Below are 17,972 nucleotides of genomic sequence, written 5' to 3'. Positions count from 1 at the left end.
ATGGTGATTGACGTTAATGATTATTATAAAATGGAGTTTACTATTTAAAATTGGCTAATTAACCCCGATTCCCATTCGTCTAAAAACTCATTTACTTCTTCAATAAACTCTGCTGGTTTTTGAGTTCTGTTGATGGTAGAATGAATTATAATTTTAGTTTTTTCAGGTGAAAAACCTGTGGTAATTGTCCAAGATAAAGCATTTGGACAATCTAATAATGTAAAACGAATTCCACCTTTTATTATGTCATAACTAATATTGAATTCACCCCAAAGCGTACCTCCTTTAAAATTATTGTCGTTTTCTTCCAAAAAAAACATAGAATCTGTAAATTTTTCTAAATTTTCTGGATTTATGCTAGTTTGAATAATTTCTTCAGTTACTTGTTTATCAATAATTCTAAAAAACTCCATACTACTTTTTTTTACGTGAATTTATACTTTCAATAACAACCGTTGTAAGAATTAAAAAACCTCCAATTAATGTATTTCCTGAAGGTATTTCGTTTAATAACAAGAACCCAAATATAATTCCATAAATTGGTTGTACACTACTCATAATACTTGCTGTGCTAATAGAAAAATTCTTAAAACTCATCACAAATAATGTATGCCCAATTGAAGTAGTCACTAAAGCTAAAACTAGCAATGCTTGCCAATCGTTTGTTGTAGGTTTTACTTCAAAAATAAATAACACAGGCCATAAAACCAACGTAATAATTAACATTTGATAAAACATTAACATAGAACCATGGTAATTAGCTACTTTTTTCTTCATTAAAATATTCCGAATCGCATAAAAAACTGCTGAAATTAAACCAAAGAGTACTCCTTTTGTATGATTATTTTCAATGTTAAATTCAGGGGACAGAAAATAAACACCAATTAAAACTATGACACCTAAAAGTACATGTTTTACATTTAGTTTTGTTTTAAAAAATAAAGGTTCTAATAGCGCAGTTATTACTGGATACGTAAATAGAGAAAGCATTCCAATAGCAACATTTGAAAGTTGTAATGCATAAAAATAAGTTATCCAATGAGCTCCAAAAAACAATCCACTTAAAATAATGGTTACCCAGTCTTTTTTACGTTCAACCTTTAAATCTATTTTTTTATACCAAATATAAGCACCTAAAATTACAACAGCTAACAAACAACGTAACCAAATTGTTACAGGTGGTGGCATTGAAATATATCGCCCTAAAAGACCAGATGTACTAACTAGTAGCACAGCTATATTTAGTTCAATTACATGTTTTAAATGTTCGCTTTTCATCTGTTTAATCATTATTTTTTAGCATTTATTTCAATGCTCAATATTTTGAAGAGTTGCCAACGCTTTTTTAACGGAATCAATTTTAATAAAGGTTAATAATAAACGCAAACCATTTTTAGTTTCTTTTTCTTTCATGGTACAAATGGTTCTGTTTTGCTGAACAAATTGTAAAATATTCGTAAAAATTGTTGTTTGATAAAATGAACTTTGTTGATTAGAAATAAAATAACAAATCATTCTTTTTTGCTTTAAAATAAGGCGTTCAATACCTAAATGTTTGGCAAGCCATTTTATACGAACACTATCTAATAAATCTACAACTTGTATTGGAAGTTCTCCAAAACGATCAATTAATTGACTTTCAAATTTTTGTAAATCTTCTGCTGTTTTCAGGTCACTTAATTGATTGTATAAATTTAAACGTTCTGAAATAACACTGATATAATCATCAGGAAATAAGATTTCAAAATCAGTATCAATTTGAATATCTCTCACATAATCTTTTGGTTTTTCTGAAGCATCTTTATATAAATCTTTAAACTCATTTTCTTTCAGCTCTTCAATAGTTTCATTTAAAATTTTCTGATAGGTTTCAAAACCTATTTCATTTATAAAACCACTTTGTTCACCACCTAATAAATCACCAGCACCACGAATTTCTAAATCTTTCATTGCAATATTAATTCCGCTTCCTAAATCGGTAAATAATGAAATAGCTTCAATTCTTTTTCTAGCATCATCAGTCATCATATGAAATGGAGGTGTAATAAAATAACAAAACGCTTTTTTATTTGATCGCCCAACTCTTCCACGCATTTGATGCAAATCTGACAAGCCGAAATTATTTGCATTATTAATAAAAATGGTGTTTGCATTTGGAACATCTAAACCACTTTCAACAATGGTTGTAGAAACCAACACATCAAATTCATTATTAATAAAAGCGAGCATTAAGCCTTCTAATTTTTTACCTTCCATTTGTCCGTGACCAATTCCAATTTTAGCATCAGGAACTAAACGTTGCAATAAACCAGCAACTTCTTTAATGTTTTCAATTCTATTATGAATAAAAAATATTTGTCCGCCTCGTTGAATTTCATATCGAATAGCGTCACGAATAATTTCTTCAGAAAAACGGACTACATTACTTTCAATAGGAACTCTATTTGGCGGTGGAGTATTTATAATAGATAAATCTCTTGCGGCCATTAACGAAAATTGTAATGTTCTTGGAATTGGAGTTGCCGTAAGGGTTAACGTATCAATATTTTCTTTCAGTGTTTTTAATTTATCCTTCACTGCTACACCAAATTTTTGCTCTTCATCTACAATTAGCAAACCTAAATCTTTATATTTTATGGCTGAATTTGTGAGTTGATGGGTTCCAATAACAATATCAACTGAGCCATTTGCCAATCCTTCTAAAACTCCTTTTCGTTGATTAGCCGTTCTAAATCGGTTTAAATAATCAACCACAACAGGGAATTCTTTTAATCGCTCACTAAATGTTTTAAAATGTTGATAAGCCAAAATAGTGGTTGGTACTAAAATAGCCACTTGTTTTCCGTTATCAACAGCTTTAAAAGCAGCTCTAATAGCAATTTCGGTTTTCCCAAAACCTACATCGCCACAAACCAATCTGTCCATTGGTTGTTCTTTTTCCATATCATTTTTTACATCTTGGGTTGATGAAGATTGATCAGGTGTGTCTTCGTATAAAAAACTTGCTTCTAATTCGTGTTGTAAATAACTATCTGGATTGAATTGAAAACCTTTTTGCACTTTTCGTTTTGCATATAATTCAATTAAATTAAATGCAATATGTTTTATGCGAGATTTAGTTTTTTGGGTTAATTTTTTCCAAGCACCCGAACCTAATTTGTATAATTTAGGTGCTTTTCCATCTTTACCAGTATATTTTGAAATTTTATGAAGCGAATGAATGCTGATGTATAAAATATCTCGATCGCCATAAATTAATTTGATAGCTTCTTGCTTTTTTCCTTCAACATCAATTTTTTGAAGCCCACCAAATTTCCCAATCCCGTGATCAATATGTGTTACAAAATCGCCAATTTCAAGGTTGGTTAATTCTTTTAAAGTGATGGATTGTTTTTTTGCGTACCCATTTTTTAATCGAAATTTATGATAACGCTCAAAAATTTGATGATCGGTATAGCAAACTAATTTATTTTCAACATCAATAAAGCCTTGGTATAATGGAAAAACCAATGTTTTATATTGAATTTCGGTATCAATATCCTTAAAAATATCATGAAAACGATCAGCTTGTTTCTGTGAATCGCAAAACAAATAATTTTTGAATCCGTTTTCAGTGTTTTTATGAAAATCTTCCATTAACAATTCAAATTGTTTGTTAAATGAAGGCTGAGGTTTTGTATTGAATTGTATAACGTTATTCCCAACTTTATTGGGAACTTTTTTATGGGATTCTGAATGATGAATATTTTCAATTTCAACAAACGTAAAATCTTGTAATTGTTTTTTTATAAGATTTCCATCACAAAATAATTCGTTTGGTTTTGAATGATTTATTACTGATGATAACTTTGTAAAAGCTTCTTCGGCTTTCACAAAAAGTTTATCGAGTGTATTTGAAAGTAACTCAACATCTTTTGAGAAAATAACAGTTTTATCTGAAATGTATTTTAAAAAAGCTTCTCGTTTTTCAACCAATGTTTTTAATTCAACATTGGGCATAATACTAATTTTAGTTAATTTTTCAGTTGAAAGTTGTGTTTCAACATCAAAAGTTCTGATGCTATCAACTTCGTCACCAAAAAATTCTATCCTATAAGGTTCGTCATGTGAAAATGAAAACACATCAATAATACCACCTCTTACTGAAAATTCACCAGGCTCAGAAACAAAATCGACTCTGTTAAAGTGATATTCAAACAAAACTTCGTTTACAAAATCTAACCCTAATTGATCTTTAACGTTTACTTTTAATGTGTTTCTGTTTAGTTCAGCCTTGGTTACAACTTGTTCAAAAAGTGCTTCAGGATACGTAACAATAATGGCGGGTTTTTTACGAGAATTTATTCGGTTTAAAACTTCTGATCGTAATAAAACATTAGCATTGTCGGTTTCTTCAATTTGATAAGGTCTTCTGTAGGAACCTGGATAAAAAAGGACATCTTTTTCATTTAAAAGTTGTTCTAAATCGTTTAAATAATAGGCAGCTTCTTCCTTATCATTAAATATTAATAGGAATGGTTTTTCAACTTTTTTAAAGCTTTCTGAAATAACAAAAGACAACGAAGATCCAACCAAATTCGTAATTTGAAAATGGTGATTCTCTTTTGATAAGTAATCGACTAATTGTTTTTCTTGAACAATTTGCTCGTAAATTTTAATAATATGTTGTTTGCTCAAAAGTTGCAAATTTTGCCAAAGGTAGCATTTTATAGAAAAAAGCGAAATATTAAATGAGAATTCCTTAAATTTATAAGAATGAATTAATAAAAACAGAAGTTATGTCTATATCAGATTTATATCCAACAGGACTTCATGAACAAAACATTGCGCATTTCGCGACCATAGTTAGATTAGCATTATTAGACAATAAAATTGATGCTAAAGAACAGGAATTATTAAAAAGATTGGCAGTGAGGCTTGATATTAACAAAAATGAGTTTGATGCAATTTTAAAAAACCCTAAGAATTATCCTGTAAACCCACCAGTAAGTTATGAAAAACGCTTGGAGTGTTTATATGATTTAACAAAAATGTTATTTTTAGATAAAAACCCAACTATTGATAAAACATCAATGCTTGATAGAATTGCAGTTGGGCTAGGGTTTCCTTTAGAAAATGTTAGAAAAATAGTAAAAGAAGCGATTAAATTCTTTTTAAAAGAGCCTGACATTGAAGATTTTAAAAACGCTATTAAAAAAGTAAATCCAATAAAGCACTAATCTAACTTTTAAAATAGTGGTTGTTTTGATGATTTTTTTATATTTGCTATAAAAAGTGATTATATGGGATTATCAGATTATAATTTAAGTGGAGAACAAAAAAGAAATATTGAGCATTTTGCAAGTGTTGTAAGATTAGCATTGGCTGATAAAGTAATCACAGAAGGAGAAGAAAAATTATTAAAAAGGTTGGCTAATAGGTTTCATATATTAGAAGATAAATATAATGAAATTCTTCAAAATCCTTCAGAGTATTCTGTACATACACCACATAATTATAATGAGCGTATTGAACATTTATACGATTTAGGAAAAATGATTTATGCTGATGGTGAAGTGTCTGGAGATGAGGCAAAAGTATTAAGAAGTATTTGTGTTGGCCTTGGTTTTCCTATAGATAATGTGGAAAAAGTTGCAGATGAAACCATTCATTTAATTTTAAATAATAACGATTTAGAAGATTTTACAAAAGCTATAAAGTATGTAAATAGAATATAGTTTTATACTGTTTTAAATTTTAATCAGTTATAATACTTTTTACAAAATTTAACAGATGTGTTGTATTTCAATTTTATAATAAAAAATCCCTAAATGAGATATGAATAATAGAATTCATGAAAGAATAGGACTTCTTTTTTTAATATTTTTTTTGATAAATAATTTGCTTTACTCACAAGATGAAGATAACACTTGGGTTGTTGGAGGTGGTATTAATGTAGTTAATATTAGAACACCAGATGGTATTTCTGGTATTTTTAGAGATATTTTTAAAGATGCAAATATGTCCGGCGGCGCTATTAGAGTTTTTACGGCTATGTACATAAAAAAGGGAGTTTCTTTACAACTATCAGCATCAGGAAATAAAATTAAAAAAGGATTTGGTTATAATACTGGAGATGTATTATTAAATGATTCTTTTTTTGCAATGGATGCAAAATTAAGATATGATTTAAACCGATTAATTGGAGAAACTAGTTGGTTTGATCCTTATGTGCTTTCAGGATTTGGATATTCTAAAATTGGTGACACGAATAATTTTAATATTGCTGCTGGCTGGGGTTTTAATGCTTGGTTTTCAAGTTCTGTAGGTTTAAATTTTCAGTCAGATTATAATCATAATCCTACATCTACAGCAACTGATTATTTTCAACATAGTTTTGGGTTGGTTTTTAAATTAAATAGCGCCTCAAAAGTTAAATGGAGAGGATGATGATAAAATTTTATTAAAACGTATATAATTTATTAACTTGCATTTCTAATTTCTATGAATGCAACAAGCAACTTCGTTTCAAGTTTATAACGCTTCAGCTGGAAGCGGAAAAACCTTTACATTGGTTAAAGAATATTTAAAAATTCTTTTATCAAGCACGAATATTTATAAATTTCAACAAATTTTAGCAGTAACCTTTACCAATAAAGCTGCTGCTGAAATGAAAGCGCGTGTTGTTGAAAATCTTCAATCGTTTTCAGAGAAAGAAGCAAACGATATGCTTCCTGTGATTTGTATGGAAACAAATTTAACAGAAGAAACCGTTTTTAACAGATCTCAATTAATTTTAAATGCTATTCTACAAAATTATTCAGCATTTAGTATTACTACCATTGATAGTTTTACCCATAAATTAATTAGAACTTTTGCACATGATTTACACCTTCCAATGAATTTTGAAGTTGAAATGGATGCTGAAAGTTTGTTAAATGAAGCAGTTGATGTTGTAATTTCTAAAATTGGTGAACATAAAGAATTGACAGATTTGTTGGTGAGTTATTCGCTTCAAAAGTTAGATGACGATAAAGCCTGGGATATTTCTAAAGAACTTAAAATGTTTGCTAAAATAATTTTAAATGAAAACCATGCCAAGCATTTAAAAGCATTAAACAATATCTCAATTCAGGAATTCAAAATACTAAAGGAAAAACTTAAAAAAGAAAACAAAAAAATTGAAGCAGCGTTTTTAGAAATTGGAAACAAAGGGCTTAGTATTATTAGTGAAAGTGGTGTTGACGATAAAGATTTTTATTATTCTCAATTCCCAAAGCATTTTAACGTACTCACGGTTTCTTATAAAAAAGCTTCATTTTTTGATCAAAATACTTTCAAAAAAAATATTATTGAAGAAACATTTTATTCAAAGTCTAAATCCTCTTCTGTAAAAAATGCAATTGATGCTATTATTCCTCAGTTGGTAACATTATACAATGAGTCGGAATTATTATTTCAGCAAAAGACATTGAATGATTTAATTTTAAATAGTTTAATTCCGTTAGCAGTTTTAAATTATATAAATAGTGCTTTAGAGGAGATTAAAAGTGAAAACAATATTTTGCTGAATGCAGAATTTAATCAAAGAATAAATGATACAATTAAAAATGAACCAGCACCTTTTATTTATGAACGTTTAGGTGAAAAATTCAGATATTATTTTATTGACGAAATGCAGGATACTTCTGAATTGCAATGGAAAAATTTAATACCGTTAATAGATAATGTTATTTCATCAGAAAATGAAGCTGGTGAACAAGGGAAATTATTATTAGTTGGCGATGCAAAACAATCAATTTACAGATGGAGAGGTGGTAAAGCAGAACAATTTATTGAGCTTTCTTCTGATGAAAAAAATATTGAAAACAATCCATTTCAAGTAGAAAAAACACGAGCTAATTTAGAAACCAATTTTCGAAGTTATTCAGAAATAATAAATTTTAATAATTCCTTTTTTAAGCATATCTCAAAATTTTTAAACAACGAAAGTTTTAGTAACTTATTTTTAGAAGGAAATAGTCAAAAAACCACTAAAAAAGAAGGTGGCTATGTGCAATTATCTTTTGTGGAAAAGCAAAAAGATGATGAAGAAAGAGACTTGGTTTACCCTAAAAAAGTATTAGAAATTATCCATAATTTAGACAGTTCTTTTGAAAAAAATGAAGTTTGCGTGTTGGTAAGAACTAGAAAACAAGGAATTGAAGTTGCAAACTATTTATCAGAAAACGGAATTGAAATTATTTCTTCAGAAACATTGCTTTTGGGAAATAGTTCAAAAGTGAGTTTTATTATTGATTTGCTAAACGTGCTTCAAAACCCTTTAAATAAAGAGTATAAAATTAAATTATTATATTTCTTATTTGAATATTTAAAAATAAAGGAACAAAAACATTTATTCTTTAGTCACTTTATAAATTTAACAAACCTTCAATTTTTTGAAGCGTTGAGAAAACATCATGTGCTTTTTAATTATAACGAATTTATTCAAAGTCCGTTTTATGAAAGTATTGAATATATTATAAGAAGTTTTAATTTGGTAACAGAATCAGATTCAAACATTCAATTTTTTTTAGACGTTGTTTTTGAGTTTCAACAAAAGAAACAAGTTTCACTTCATAGCTTTTTAGAATATTGGGAATTAAAAAAAGACAAATTGAGTATTGTTGCCCCTGAGACTAAAAATGCAGTTAGAATTATGACAATTCATAAGGCAAAAGGCTTAGAATTTCCTGTTGTAATTTATCCGTATAATATTGAGATTTATAGACAGATTAATCCAACAGTTTGGTATTCATATAATCAAACAAGTTCAATAAAATCGATTTTGATAAATGCTAGTAACAAATTAAATTATGTTGGAGAACAAGGAGAATGCTTATATAAGCATCAAAGAGAAGAGTTAGAGTTAGATAATTTCAATATATTATATGTTGCATTAACACGGCCAATAGAACAATTGTATATTGTTTCAGAAAATAGCATATCTGTAAAAAATGAAGAAAATCTAAACCATTCATCAGGGCTTTTTATAAATTTTTTAAAAGAATTAAATGTATGGGATTCTGAAAAAAGTGAATATAGTTTTGGTGATAGAAAAAGAATTAACATTCCGAAAATAGTTGAGAGTAAAACAACTACCCAAAATAGTTTTATTACAAATTCTTGGAAAAATCATAATATTTCTATTGTTGCTAATTCATCATTACTTTGGGAAACGGAGCAAGGAAAAGCTATAGGATTTGGTAATTTAATTCATGAAATTTTATCAAAAATTAAAACTAAAGATGATATTTATAATGTTGTAAATCAATATGTATACAAAGGTGAAATAACTAAATTTCAGCAAAATGAAATAACAATAATTATAAATAAAATTGTAAGCCATGAACTATTGTATAGCTATTTCGAACAAAACAATCAGGTTTATAATGAACAAGAAATTGTAACATCAGACAAGAAAATAATAATTCCAGATAGGTTGGTTGTAAAAAACAATAAGATTATTATTATAGATTATAAAACTGGAAAACCTGATAAAAAGTATCATCAACAAATTAGTAATTACGCAAAAACCTTAGAAAATTTAAATTATTCAATTGAAAAAAAATTATTGGTTTATATTAATTCAGAAATTAGTGTAGAAGAAGTTTAAAATTAATAATTTTGTAAAAAAACAAACAAAAATGTACGGTAAAATACAACAACACTTACAAAAAGAATTACAAGACATAAAAGAAGCGGGTTTATTCAAATCTGAACGAATTATAACAACATCTCAAGATGCAGTAATAAAAATTAGTACTGGAGAAGAAGTTATCAACTTCTGTGCAAATAACTATTTAGGATTATCAAACAATAAAGAAGTAATTCAAGCGGCAAAAGACGCCATGGATTCTCATGGTTTTGGAATGTCATCAGTTCGTTTTATTTGTGGAACTCAAGATATCCATAAAGAATTGGAAGAAAAAATTGCAGCGTTTTATAAAACAGAAGACACGATTCTTTATGCAGCGGCATTTGACGCTAATGGAGGTGTTTTTGAACCTCTTTTTTCAGATGAGGATGCTATAATTTCAGATTCATTAAATCATGCTTCAATTATTGATGGCGTTCGTTTATGTAAAGCTTCAAGATATAGATATAATAATAATGATATGGCTTCATTAGAAGAACAACTTATAGAAGCTAATAAGAAAGAACATCGTTTTAAAATTATTGTAACAGATGGTGTTTTTTCTATGGATGGAATTGTAGCAAGTTTAGATAAAATATGTGATTTAGCTGATAAATATGATGCTTTAGTTATGGTTGATGAGTGCCATGCAGCAGGTTTTATTGGAAAAACAGGAAGAGGTACATTAGAATTGAAAAATGTAATAGGTAGAGTAGATATTATTACCGGAACACTTGGAAAAGCACTTGGAGGTGCTATGGGAGGTTATACAACTGGTAAAAAAGAAATTATAGAATTATTGCGTCAACGTTCAAGACCGTATTTATTTTCAAATTCTTTAGCACCAGCTATCGTTGGAGCATCCTTAAAAGTTTTTGAGATGATTTCAAACAACACTTCTTTTAGAGATAAACTAGAATGGAACACAAACTATTTTAAAGAAGCAATGTTAAATGAAGGTTTCGATATTGTTAAAGGCGACTCAGCAATTGTCCCTGTTATGCTTTATGATGCTAAATTAGCTCAAAACATGGCAAATATGCTTTTAGAAGAAGGTATATATGTTATAGGTTTCTTTTTCCCAGTAGTTCCTAAAGAAAAGGCAAGAATTAGAGTGCAATTATCCGCCGCTCACAATAAAGAACATTTAGATAAAGCAATAAAAGCTTTCGTTAAGGTTGGTAAAAAGTTGAATATAGTATAGAAAATTAGTAAAAATACACTATGTTTAAGATAATTTTGTATTTTTGTCACTAAGTCTAGGCGGAAAATCGCTTATTGTAAAAAAAAAGAACATTAAATTTAAATTTTTGAAAATGAAACACTTAAAAATTGCCGTATTGGCTTTATTGCTAGTAGTATCCTATAGCAACGTTAGCGCTCAGGACGAAGGACATCCTTGGATGACAACTGTTGGAGCAAATTACATTGATATTAAAGATGGAGATTCAGGAAACATTATGCCTTTTATATCTCTTGGAAGATATATAGGTAAAGGGTTTAGTCTAGAATTAGCAGGATCTGTTAATGAAGTTGGGAGGCCTTGGGGCTCTGGTGCGGATGCAACATTTTTTGGTTTAGACTTAAATGTAAAATATGATTTAAACAATGTATTTGGAGATACAAAATGGTTTGACCCATTTTTATATACAGGTGTAGGACAAAATTCATTAGGTTCTGAAAGCGGTTTAGGATTTAAACTAGGAGCAGGATTTAACGCTTGGTTTAATGACAATGTTGGAATGACACTTAGAAGTGAATATAAAAAAGTTAATACACCAATAGATTTTGAAATGTACCAACATTCAGTAGGATTAGTTTGGAGATTTGGAAAATCAGATTCTGATGGTGATGGAATTAGAGATAGAGATGATGATTGTCCACGTGTTGCAGGTTTAGCTGAATTCAATGGCTGTCCAGATACAGATGCTGATGATGATGGAATATCTGACTGCTGTGATGAATGTCCTAATGTTGCAGGTTTAGCTGAATTTAATGGTTGCCCTGATACAGATGGTGATGGAGTTCCAGATAAAGATGATGCTTGTCCAGAGATTGCAGGTTTAATTACATTACAAGGTTGCCCTGATGCAGATGGAGATGGTGTAACAGATTCTGAAGACGAATGTCCAAACGTATTTGGTCCAGAGCCTAATAGTGGTTGTCCTTATATTGATAATGATGGAGATGGTGTAATTGATATTTTAGATAAGTGTATTACTGTTCCAGGACCAGCTTCTAATGAAGGTTGTCCAGAAAATTTCCAAGATCAAACAACTGTTGATGAAGCAGCTAAAGGTATTAACTTTGATACTGGTAAATTTTCATTTAGACCGGGTGTTACTGAAATTTTAGATGAAGTTGCTGTTCTTTTAAATCAAGATTATAATTTACAATTTAAATTTTCAGTTAGCGGGTATACTGATAACGTAGGTTCAGACGAAAGAAATATAGTGTTATCTAATGCGAGAGCAAACGCTGTAAAAAACTACTTAGTAAGTAAAGGTGTTGATGTAAATAGGTTATTTGCAAAAGGACATGGAGAAAGTAATTTTATTGATACTAACTCAACTAAAGAGGGTAGATTCAACAATAGAAGAGTTGAAATTAAAGAAAAAAACTAAATAAGATAGTTTCATAAGCAAAAACCACTTTTAAAATAAAGTGGTTTTTGTGTATGTAAAATAAGCTATAAGTTAAATTGAAAAAGAATAAAAATAATTATTAATCAAATTATATAAAAATGAAACATTTAAAAGTAGCCTTATTGGCTTTATTATTAATTACTGGTTTCAACAATGTTAATGCACAAGATGAAAACAATCCTTGGGAAATTGGCCTTGGTGTAAATGCGGTAGATTTTTACCCAACTAACCCTGGTTTAGCAGGTCATGGAGCTTGGTTTGATGAGTTTGTTAATACATCTGACCATTACAATATTATTCCATCATTAAGTAAACTTACAGTTAGTAAATATTTAGCTGATGGTTTTAGTTTTGAAGCGGCTGGAACATTAAATAAAATAACTAAAGTTGGTGACAATACAATATTGGAAGATACTTATTATGGTTTAGATGGAGCTTTAAAGTATGACCTTAATAAAGTTATTGGTAATACTTCTTGGTTTAATCCTTATGCATCTGTAGGTGGAGGTTACACTTGGTTAGGTGATTTAGGGACTGCAACTTTTAATGGTGGTTTAGGAATAAATTTCTGGTTTTCAGATAATTTAGGATTCAATTTAGAATCAAAATACAAACATTCTTTTGAAAGTAGTATTGTACAACATTTTCAACATTCTTTAGGGTTTGTAATTAAATTTGGTGGTACTGACACAGATGGAGATGGTGTTTATGATAAATTTGATGCTTGTCCAGAAGTTTTCGGATTAGCAGAGTACAAAGGTTGTCCAGATTCAGATAGTGATGGAGTTATTGATTCAAAAGATGATTGCCCTAATGTTGCAGGTTTAGCAACTTTAAATGGTTGTCCAGATGCTGATGAAGATGGGATTGCTGATAAAGATGATGTTTGTCCAAATGCAAAAGGTACTAAAGCTAACAAAGGTTGTCCAGATACTGATGGAGATAGCGTTTTAGATAAAGATGATGCTTGTCCTGAAGTAGCAGGTCCAAAAGAAAATAAAGGATGTCCTTGGGCAGATACAGATGGAGATAGCGTTTTAGATAAAGATGATAATTGTGTAAACGAGGCGGGTCCTGCTTCTAACAATGGTTGTCCTGAAATTACTGAAGTTGAAGTTGCTAAATTAGAAGAGTTATTTAAAACTGTTTATTTTGAATCAGGAAATGACTTATTTAAAAAAGAAACACCTGTAAAATTAGATGAGGTATCTAAAATAATGGCTAAATATTCAACGGCTGAGTTTTCTATATCAGGACATGCAGATAGCACTGGAAGTAAAGTTCGTAATCAAGAATTATCTGAGAGCAGAGCAACAGCTGTAAAAAATTATTTAGTTTCTAAAGGAGTTTCTTCAAGCAATTTAACAGCTAAAGGATTTGGAGAAGATATGCCTATTGCATCAAATAATACAAGATCAGGTAGATCTCAAAATAGAAGAGTTGAAGTAAAATTAATGAACTAATTAAACTTTCTCTTTTAATCATAAAAAAGCCATTCGTTTACGAATGGTTTTTTTATTTTTATAAACTAAACAGAAATTAAATGATATCATTTATTTCAAGAGTTGTTGACGATATATTTAGTAAACAAAAAGGCTATGAAAACTTAATATTTGTTCTTCCTAGTCAGCGTTCTTGCGTATTTTTGAAAGAAGAAATTATTAAAAAATTACCAACTTCCTCTTTTTTGCCAAAAATTATAAGTATTGAAAACTACATTCAAGAAATTGGAGATATTAGTTTAATTGATAATACACAATTACTATTCGAATTTTACAGCATCTATAAACAAAACTTACCAAAAGAAAACATTGAGCCTTTTGATGCATTTTATCAATGGGCTACTATTGCGCTACATGATTTTAATGAGATAGATAGCTACTTAGTAAATTCAGAAGTTTTTTTCAATAATTTAAGAGATGTTAAAAAATTAGAGGAATGGTTTCAAGATAAAAAACCGAGTCAACTAGCAATAAATTACCTTCAATTTTTCGAATATTTACACATTCTATATAAAGGATTAAATAAAAAACTTAAAAATAATAAATTTGGATACCAAGGTCTTATTTATAAAGAAGCTAAAAATAATTTAGAATTTTACATAAATAATAATGTAGATAAACATATTGTTTTTGTTGGATTTAATGCGCTTAATAAAGCTGAGGAGTATATTATTCAGGAATTGTTGAATAACAATATAGCTTCAGTTTATTGGGATGCTAATCAAACAATTTTCAACAAATTTAATGAAGCAGGTGTTTTTTTAAGAAAATATAAGAGTGAGTGGGTTTACTATCAAAATAATCCTTTTTTATGGATAGAAAACGAAGAAATTACCAATCAAAATATAAACTTAATAGGAGCACCTAAAAATATTACACAAATAAAATATGCAGGAGAGCTTATTTCTAAATTAGAAAACTTCAATAAAACAGCATTGGTATTAGCTGATGAGAATTTATTAACGTTAGCGCTAAACTCTTTACCAAACAATGTAAAAAACATTAATATTACTATGGGATATTCTTTAAAAGATATTCCAATTGCGAGTTTGTTTGATGCGATATTTAAACTGCATTTAAATCAACAGAAATTTAATAAGGTAGAAGAACAGGTTTTTTACCATAAAGATGTTTTAAACGTTTTAAATGATCCTTTTTTAAATAAGTTATATAATGAAACACTTCAAAAAATAGGGACTAAAATTAAAAGTGAAAACAGTATATTTTTAGGGCTAGAAACATTAAAAAAATGGATATCTGTTACTGAGGAAAAAGAACTTTCATTATTATTTTCGTTGTTTGACTTTTCAACAGATATAAATGCTATAATTACACAATGCTGTAGTTTATTAAACGAATTAAAGGAATTTGTTGTAGGTGTTGAAAAAGAATATTTATATCGATTTTATACTATTTTTCAACAATTAGAATCGCTAAACTCAACCTACAACCACATAGCCGATTTAAAAACTCTAACATTATTTTATAATCAGCTATTGCAAAATGAAAAATTATCGTTTCAAGGTGAACCTTTACAAGGATTGCAATTAATGGGAATGCTTGAAACACGGGCTTTAGATTTTGAAACTGTTATCATTACTTCCGTAAATGAAGGTATTTTACCTGCTGGTAAAAACGATTTTTCGTTTATTCCTTATGATATTAAAAAGCATTTCGGGTTGCCAACTTATCAAGAAAAAGATGCTATATTTTCATATCATTTTCAGCGCTTATTAATGAGAGCAAAAAATATTTACTTGATTTATAATACAGAAAATGACGGTTATGGATCAGGAGAAAAAAGTAGATTTCTAACCCAACTCGAAATCAATAATCCATCAATTACAAAAACAATTATAAGTCCAAAAGTTCAACATATAGAAGTTCCATTAATTCAAATTGAAAAAACGGAAGAGGTACTACAAAAACTAAAAGAAGTATTTATAAAAGGTATTTCACCATCAGCATTAGCAACTTATATTTACAATCCGGTTAGTTTTTATGAACAAAAAGTATTAGGTATATATGAAGATGATGAGGTTGAAGAAATCATAGCTGCAAACACAATGGGTTCAGTTATACATGATGTTCTGGAAGAGATGTATTTGCCATATTTAAACAAGTTTTTAAAGAAAGAAAATATTGCAGAAATGCAGAAAAAATGTAATTTTTTACTTACAAAATATTTTGGAAAACACTATTTAAAAGGTAATGTACAAACAGGTAAAAATAAGTTAATTTTTGAAGTAAGCAAAAATCTTATCAACCGATTTTTAAAGCAGGAAATGCAACTGCTAAATGAAAATAAACAATTAAAAATTATAGCTTTAGAGGAAAAATTAAATACTGAAATAATAGTTGAAGGTGTAAATTTTCCTATAAATTTACGAGGAATTGTAGATAGAATTGATGAGCTAGATGGCGTTACTCGTATTATTGATTATAAAACAGGTAAAGTTGAAGCTAATCAATTAAAAATATACGATTTTAGCGTTATTAGTGAAGATTATAAATACACAAAAGCAATGCAAGTTCTATTATATTCATATTTGTATACATCAAAAATAAACAGACAAATTTCACCATTACAAAGCGGAGTTATTTCCTTTAAAAATTTAAATTCAGGATTTATAAAAATGAATTTTTCAGATAAATTTAGAGGAACAGACTACGAAGTAACAGATGAAAGAATACAAGATTTTATGGTTCAGATTAAAAACTTAATCTATGAAATTTCAGACCCTGCAGTTCCTTTTATTGAAAATAAAAATTTACCATTTTAAATATTTTATATGCAAATAATTAAAAATAGAATAGTAAAAAGTACACATCATACAAAGCCAATAGTTACTGATACTTTATATATAAAAGACAATAAAAAGAAACCAATAGTTATTTTTTGTCACGGTTATAAAGGTTATAAAGATTGGGGTGCTTGGAATTTAGCATCAAAAGTATTTGTAAAAAAATCAATTTTTTTTGTAAAATTCAATTTTTCACACAATGGAGGAACATTAGAAAATCCAATAGACTTTCCAGATTTAGAAGCTTTTGGAAACAATAACTTTATAAAAGAACTGAATGATTTAGAAGATATAATTGATTGGGTAACTACGAAACCAGATTTTAAAAATGAAATTGATATTAATAATATTACGTTAATTGGGCATTCACGAGGTGGAGGAATTGTAACCATAAAAGCTTCTGAAAATAAAAAAATAAAAAAATTGATTACTTGGGCTGGAGTTTCAGATTATGGTATGAGATTTCCTGATGGTGAAAAATTAGAAGGCTGGAAAAAACAAGGTGTTTCCTATATTTTAAATAGTAGAACACTTCAACAAATGCCGCATTTATATCAGTTCTATCAAAATTTTAAAGACAATGAAGAACGGTTAACAATAAAAAATGCAGTTTCAAAAATAAAAATTCCACATTTAATTATTCATGGAGAAAATGATGATGTAGTTTTACCTAATGAAGCAAAAAATTTACATTCTTGGAATCCTAAAAGTGAACTAATTTTTATTGATAAAATGAATCATCCTTTGGGATGTACTCAACCTTGGGGAAAACTAGTTCTACCATTTCATTTAACTAAAGTTGTGAAGCATAGTATTGAATTTATTCTTCGAAAATAATTTTTTAATGACCATTAAGAAAGTGAAAATATCAGATTTAAAGCAGCTTCATTCACTTACAAAAAGTTGCGCAAATGATATGATGGATAATGGTATTTTTCAATGGAATGAAAAGTATCCTTCAAAAGAAGTTTTACAAACAGATATTGAATTAGGGCAAATTTGGAAACTAGAAGAAAGTGAAATTATTAAAGGTATTATTGTGCTAACTGAAATTGAAGATAAAGAATATATAAATGTAAAATGGTTGACTAAAAACCTCAAAAATTTATACCTTCATCGTTTAGCAGTTCATCCAAATTTTCAAGGAAATGGGTATGCTCAAAAATTAATGGATTTTGCTGAAAATTATGCTTCAAAAAACATGTACAATTCTATTCGGTTAGACACTTTTAGTCAAAATAAAAGGAATCAGCTATTTTATGAAAAACGTAATTACGTAAAATTAGAAAACATATATTTTCCAAATCAGAGTGAACATCCGTTTTACTGCTACGAAAAAGTTTTAAATGCATAAAGAGTCTAATAT

13 protein-coding genes are annotated in these 17,972 nt (G+C 28.5%); 10 read left to right on the top strand and 3 right to left on the bottom strand.

Annotated features, from left to right (window positions below; translation table 11 throughout):
• Positions 1 to 44: 44 nt before the first annotated feature.
• Genes Q0352_RS07360 through mfd form a run of 3 tightly spaced genes read right to left on the bottom strand, consistent with a single transcriptional unit; the run spans position 45 to position 4,677 of the window.
• Positions 45 to 413, bottom strand: a complete 369-nt coding sequence (locus Q0352_RS07360) for a hypothetical protein (protein WP_299525929.1) — start codon at positions 411 to 413, stop codon at positions 45 to 47.
• A 1-nt stretch (position 414) separates the two neighbouring features.
• Positions 415 to 1,278 carry a DMT family transporter gene (locus Q0352_RS07355; RefSeq protein WP_299525926.1) on the bottom strand — a complete coding sequence of 288 codons (864 nt, stop codon included), beginning with the start codon at positions 1,276 to 1,278 and terminating at the stop codon, positions 415 to 417.
• Between the two features lie 30 nt (positions 1,279 to 1,308).
• The gene (gene mfd, locus Q0352_RS07350) at positions 1,309 to 4,677 is read right to left on the bottom strand and encodes a transcription-repair coupling factor (RefSeq protein ID WP_299525922.1); all 3,369 of its coding nucleotides are present in this window, start codon (positions 4,675 to 4,677) and stop codon (positions 1,309 to 1,311) included.
• 101 nt (positions 4,678 to 4,778) lie between these two features.
• Between mfd and Q0352_RS07345 the strand changes: the two genes are divergently transcribed.
• From Q0352_RS07345 to Q0352_RS07300, 10 genes are all read left to right on the top strand, one after another.
• Positions 4,779 to 5,219, top strand: a complete 441-nt coding sequence (locus Q0352_RS07345) for a TerB family tellurite resistance protein (protein WP_299525919.1) — start codon at positions 4,779 to 4,781, stop codon at positions 5,217 to 5,219.
• Between the two features lie 63 nt (positions 5,220 to 5,282).
• On the top strand, positions 5,283 to 5,717 hold the full coding sequence (locus Q0352_RS07340; RefSeq protein WP_299525916.1) for a TerB family tellurite resistance protein: 435 nt from the start codon (positions 5,283 to 5,285) through the stop codon (positions 5,715 to 5,717).
• A 100-nt stretch (positions 5,718 to 5,817) separates the two neighbouring features.
• Entirely contained in the window at positions 5,818 to 6,429 is a 612-nt protein-coding gene (locus Q0352_RS07335; protein ID WP_299525913.1) for an outer membrane beta-barrel protein, read from the top strand.
• Between the two features lie 58 nt (positions 6,430 to 6,487).
• Positions 6,488 to 9,634, top strand: coding sequence for an exodeoxyribonuclease V subunit beta (locus tag Q0352_RS07330; protein ID WP_299525910.1), 3,147 nt, complete (start codon positions 6,488 to 6,490; stop codon positions 9,632 to 9,634).
• A gap of 31 nt (positions 9,635 to 9,665) precedes the next feature.
• Positions 9,666 to 10,859, top strand: coding sequence for a glycine C-acetyltransferase (kbl, locus tag Q0352_RS07325; protein WP_299525907.1), 1,194 nt, complete (start codon positions 9,666 to 9,668; stop codon positions 10,857 to 10,859).
• Between the two features lie 112 nt (positions 10,860 to 10,971).
• Positions 10,972 to 12,279: an OmpA family protein gene (locus Q0352_RS07320; protein ID WP_299525904.1), complete on the top strand. Its 1,308-nt coding sequence runs from the start codon at positions 10,972 to 10,974 to the stop codon at positions 12,277 to 12,279.
• Between the two features lie 119 nt (positions 12,280 to 12,398).
• Positions 12,399 to 13,763: an OmpA family protein gene (locus Q0352_RS07315; protein WP_299525901.1), complete on the top strand. Its 1,365-nt coding sequence runs from the start codon at positions 12,399 to 12,401 to the stop codon at positions 13,761 to 13,763.
• 80 nt (positions 13,764 to 13,843) lie between these two features.
• Positions 13,844 to 16,585: a PD-(D/E)XK nuclease family protein gene (locus Q0352_RS07310; protein ID WP_299525898.1), complete on the top strand. Its 2,742-nt coding sequence runs from the start codon at positions 13,844 to 13,846 to the stop codon at positions 16,583 to 16,585.
• Between the two features lie 9 nt (positions 16,586 to 16,594).
• Positions 16,595 to 17,443 (top strand): alpha/beta hydrolase fold domain-containing protein, encoded by an 849-nt coding sequence (locus Q0352_RS07305; RefSeq protein ID WP_299525895.1) that lies wholly within the window; start codon positions 16,595 to 16,597, stop codon positions 17,441 to 17,443.
• A 7-nt stretch (positions 17,444 to 17,450) separates the two neighbouring features.
• Positions 17,451 to 17,960 carry a GNAT family N-acetyltransferase gene (locus Q0352_RS07300; protein WP_299525893.1) on the top strand — a complete coding sequence of 170 codons (510 nt, stop codon included), beginning with the start codon at positions 17,451 to 17,453 and terminating at the stop codon, positions 17,958 to 17,960.
• The last annotated feature ends 12 nt before the right edge of the window (positions 17,961 to 17,972 follow it).

This window comes from uncultured Lutibacter sp., from assembly GCF_937891065.1.
Lineage (GTDB): Bacteria > Bacteroidota > Bacteroidia > Flavobacteriales > Flavobacteriaceae > Lutibacter.
The sequence above is the reverse complement of the archived record's forward strand: the minus strand, read 5'-3'. Positions and strand labels throughout refer to the sequence as shown.

What these genes read in the sequence shown, in the direction of transcription:
- Q0352_RS07360 (WP_299525929.1), bottom strand. Translation starts at nt 413, where the DNA reads ATGGAGTTTTTTAGAATTATTGATAAACAAGTAACTGAAGAAATTATT.
- Q0352_RS07355 (WP_299525926.1), bottom strand. Translation starts at nt 1,278, where the DNA reads ATGAAAAGCGAACATTTAAAACATGTAATTGAACTAAATATAGCTGTG.
- Q0352_RS07345 (WP_299525919.1), top strand. Translation starts at nt 4,779, where the DNA reads ATGTCTATATCAGATTTATATCCAACAGGACTTCATGAACAAAACATT.
- Q0352_RS07340 (WP_299525916.1), top strand. Translation starts at nt 5,283, where the DNA reads ATGGGATTATCAGATTATAATTTAAGTGGAGAACAAAAAAGAAATATT.
- Q0352_RS07335 (WP_299525913.1), top strand. Translation starts at nt 5,818, where the DNA reads ATGAATAATAGAATTCATGAAAGAATAGGACTTCTTTTTTTAATATTT.
- Q0352_RS07330 (WP_299525910.1), top strand. Translation starts at nt 6,488, where the DNA reads ATGCAACAAGCAACTTCGTTTCAAGTTTATAACGCTTCAGCTGGAAGC.
- kbl (WP_299525907.1), top strand. Translation starts at nt 9,666, where the DNA reads ATGTACGGTAAAATACAACAACACTTACAAAAAGAATTACAAGACATA.
- Q0352_RS07320 (WP_299525904.1), top strand. Translation starts at nt 10,972, where the DNA reads ATGAAACACTTAAAAATTGCCGTATTGGCTTTATTGCTAGTAGTATCC.
- Q0352_RS07315 (WP_299525901.1), top strand. Translation starts at nt 12,399, where the DNA reads ATGAAACATTTAAAAGTAGCCTTATTGGCTTTATTATTAATTACTGGT.
- Q0352_RS07310 (WP_299525898.1), top strand. Translation starts at nt 13,844, where the DNA reads ATGATATCATTTATTTCAAGAGTTGTTGACGATATATTTAGTAAACAA.
- Q0352_RS07305 (WP_299525895.1), top strand. Translation starts at nt 16,595, where the DNA reads ATGCAAATAATTAAAAATAGAATAGTAAAAAGTACACATCATACAAAG.
- Q0352_RS07300 (WP_299525893.1), top strand. Translation starts at nt 17,451, where the DNA reads ATGACCATTAAGAAAGTGAAAATATCAGATTTAAAGCAGCTTCATTCA.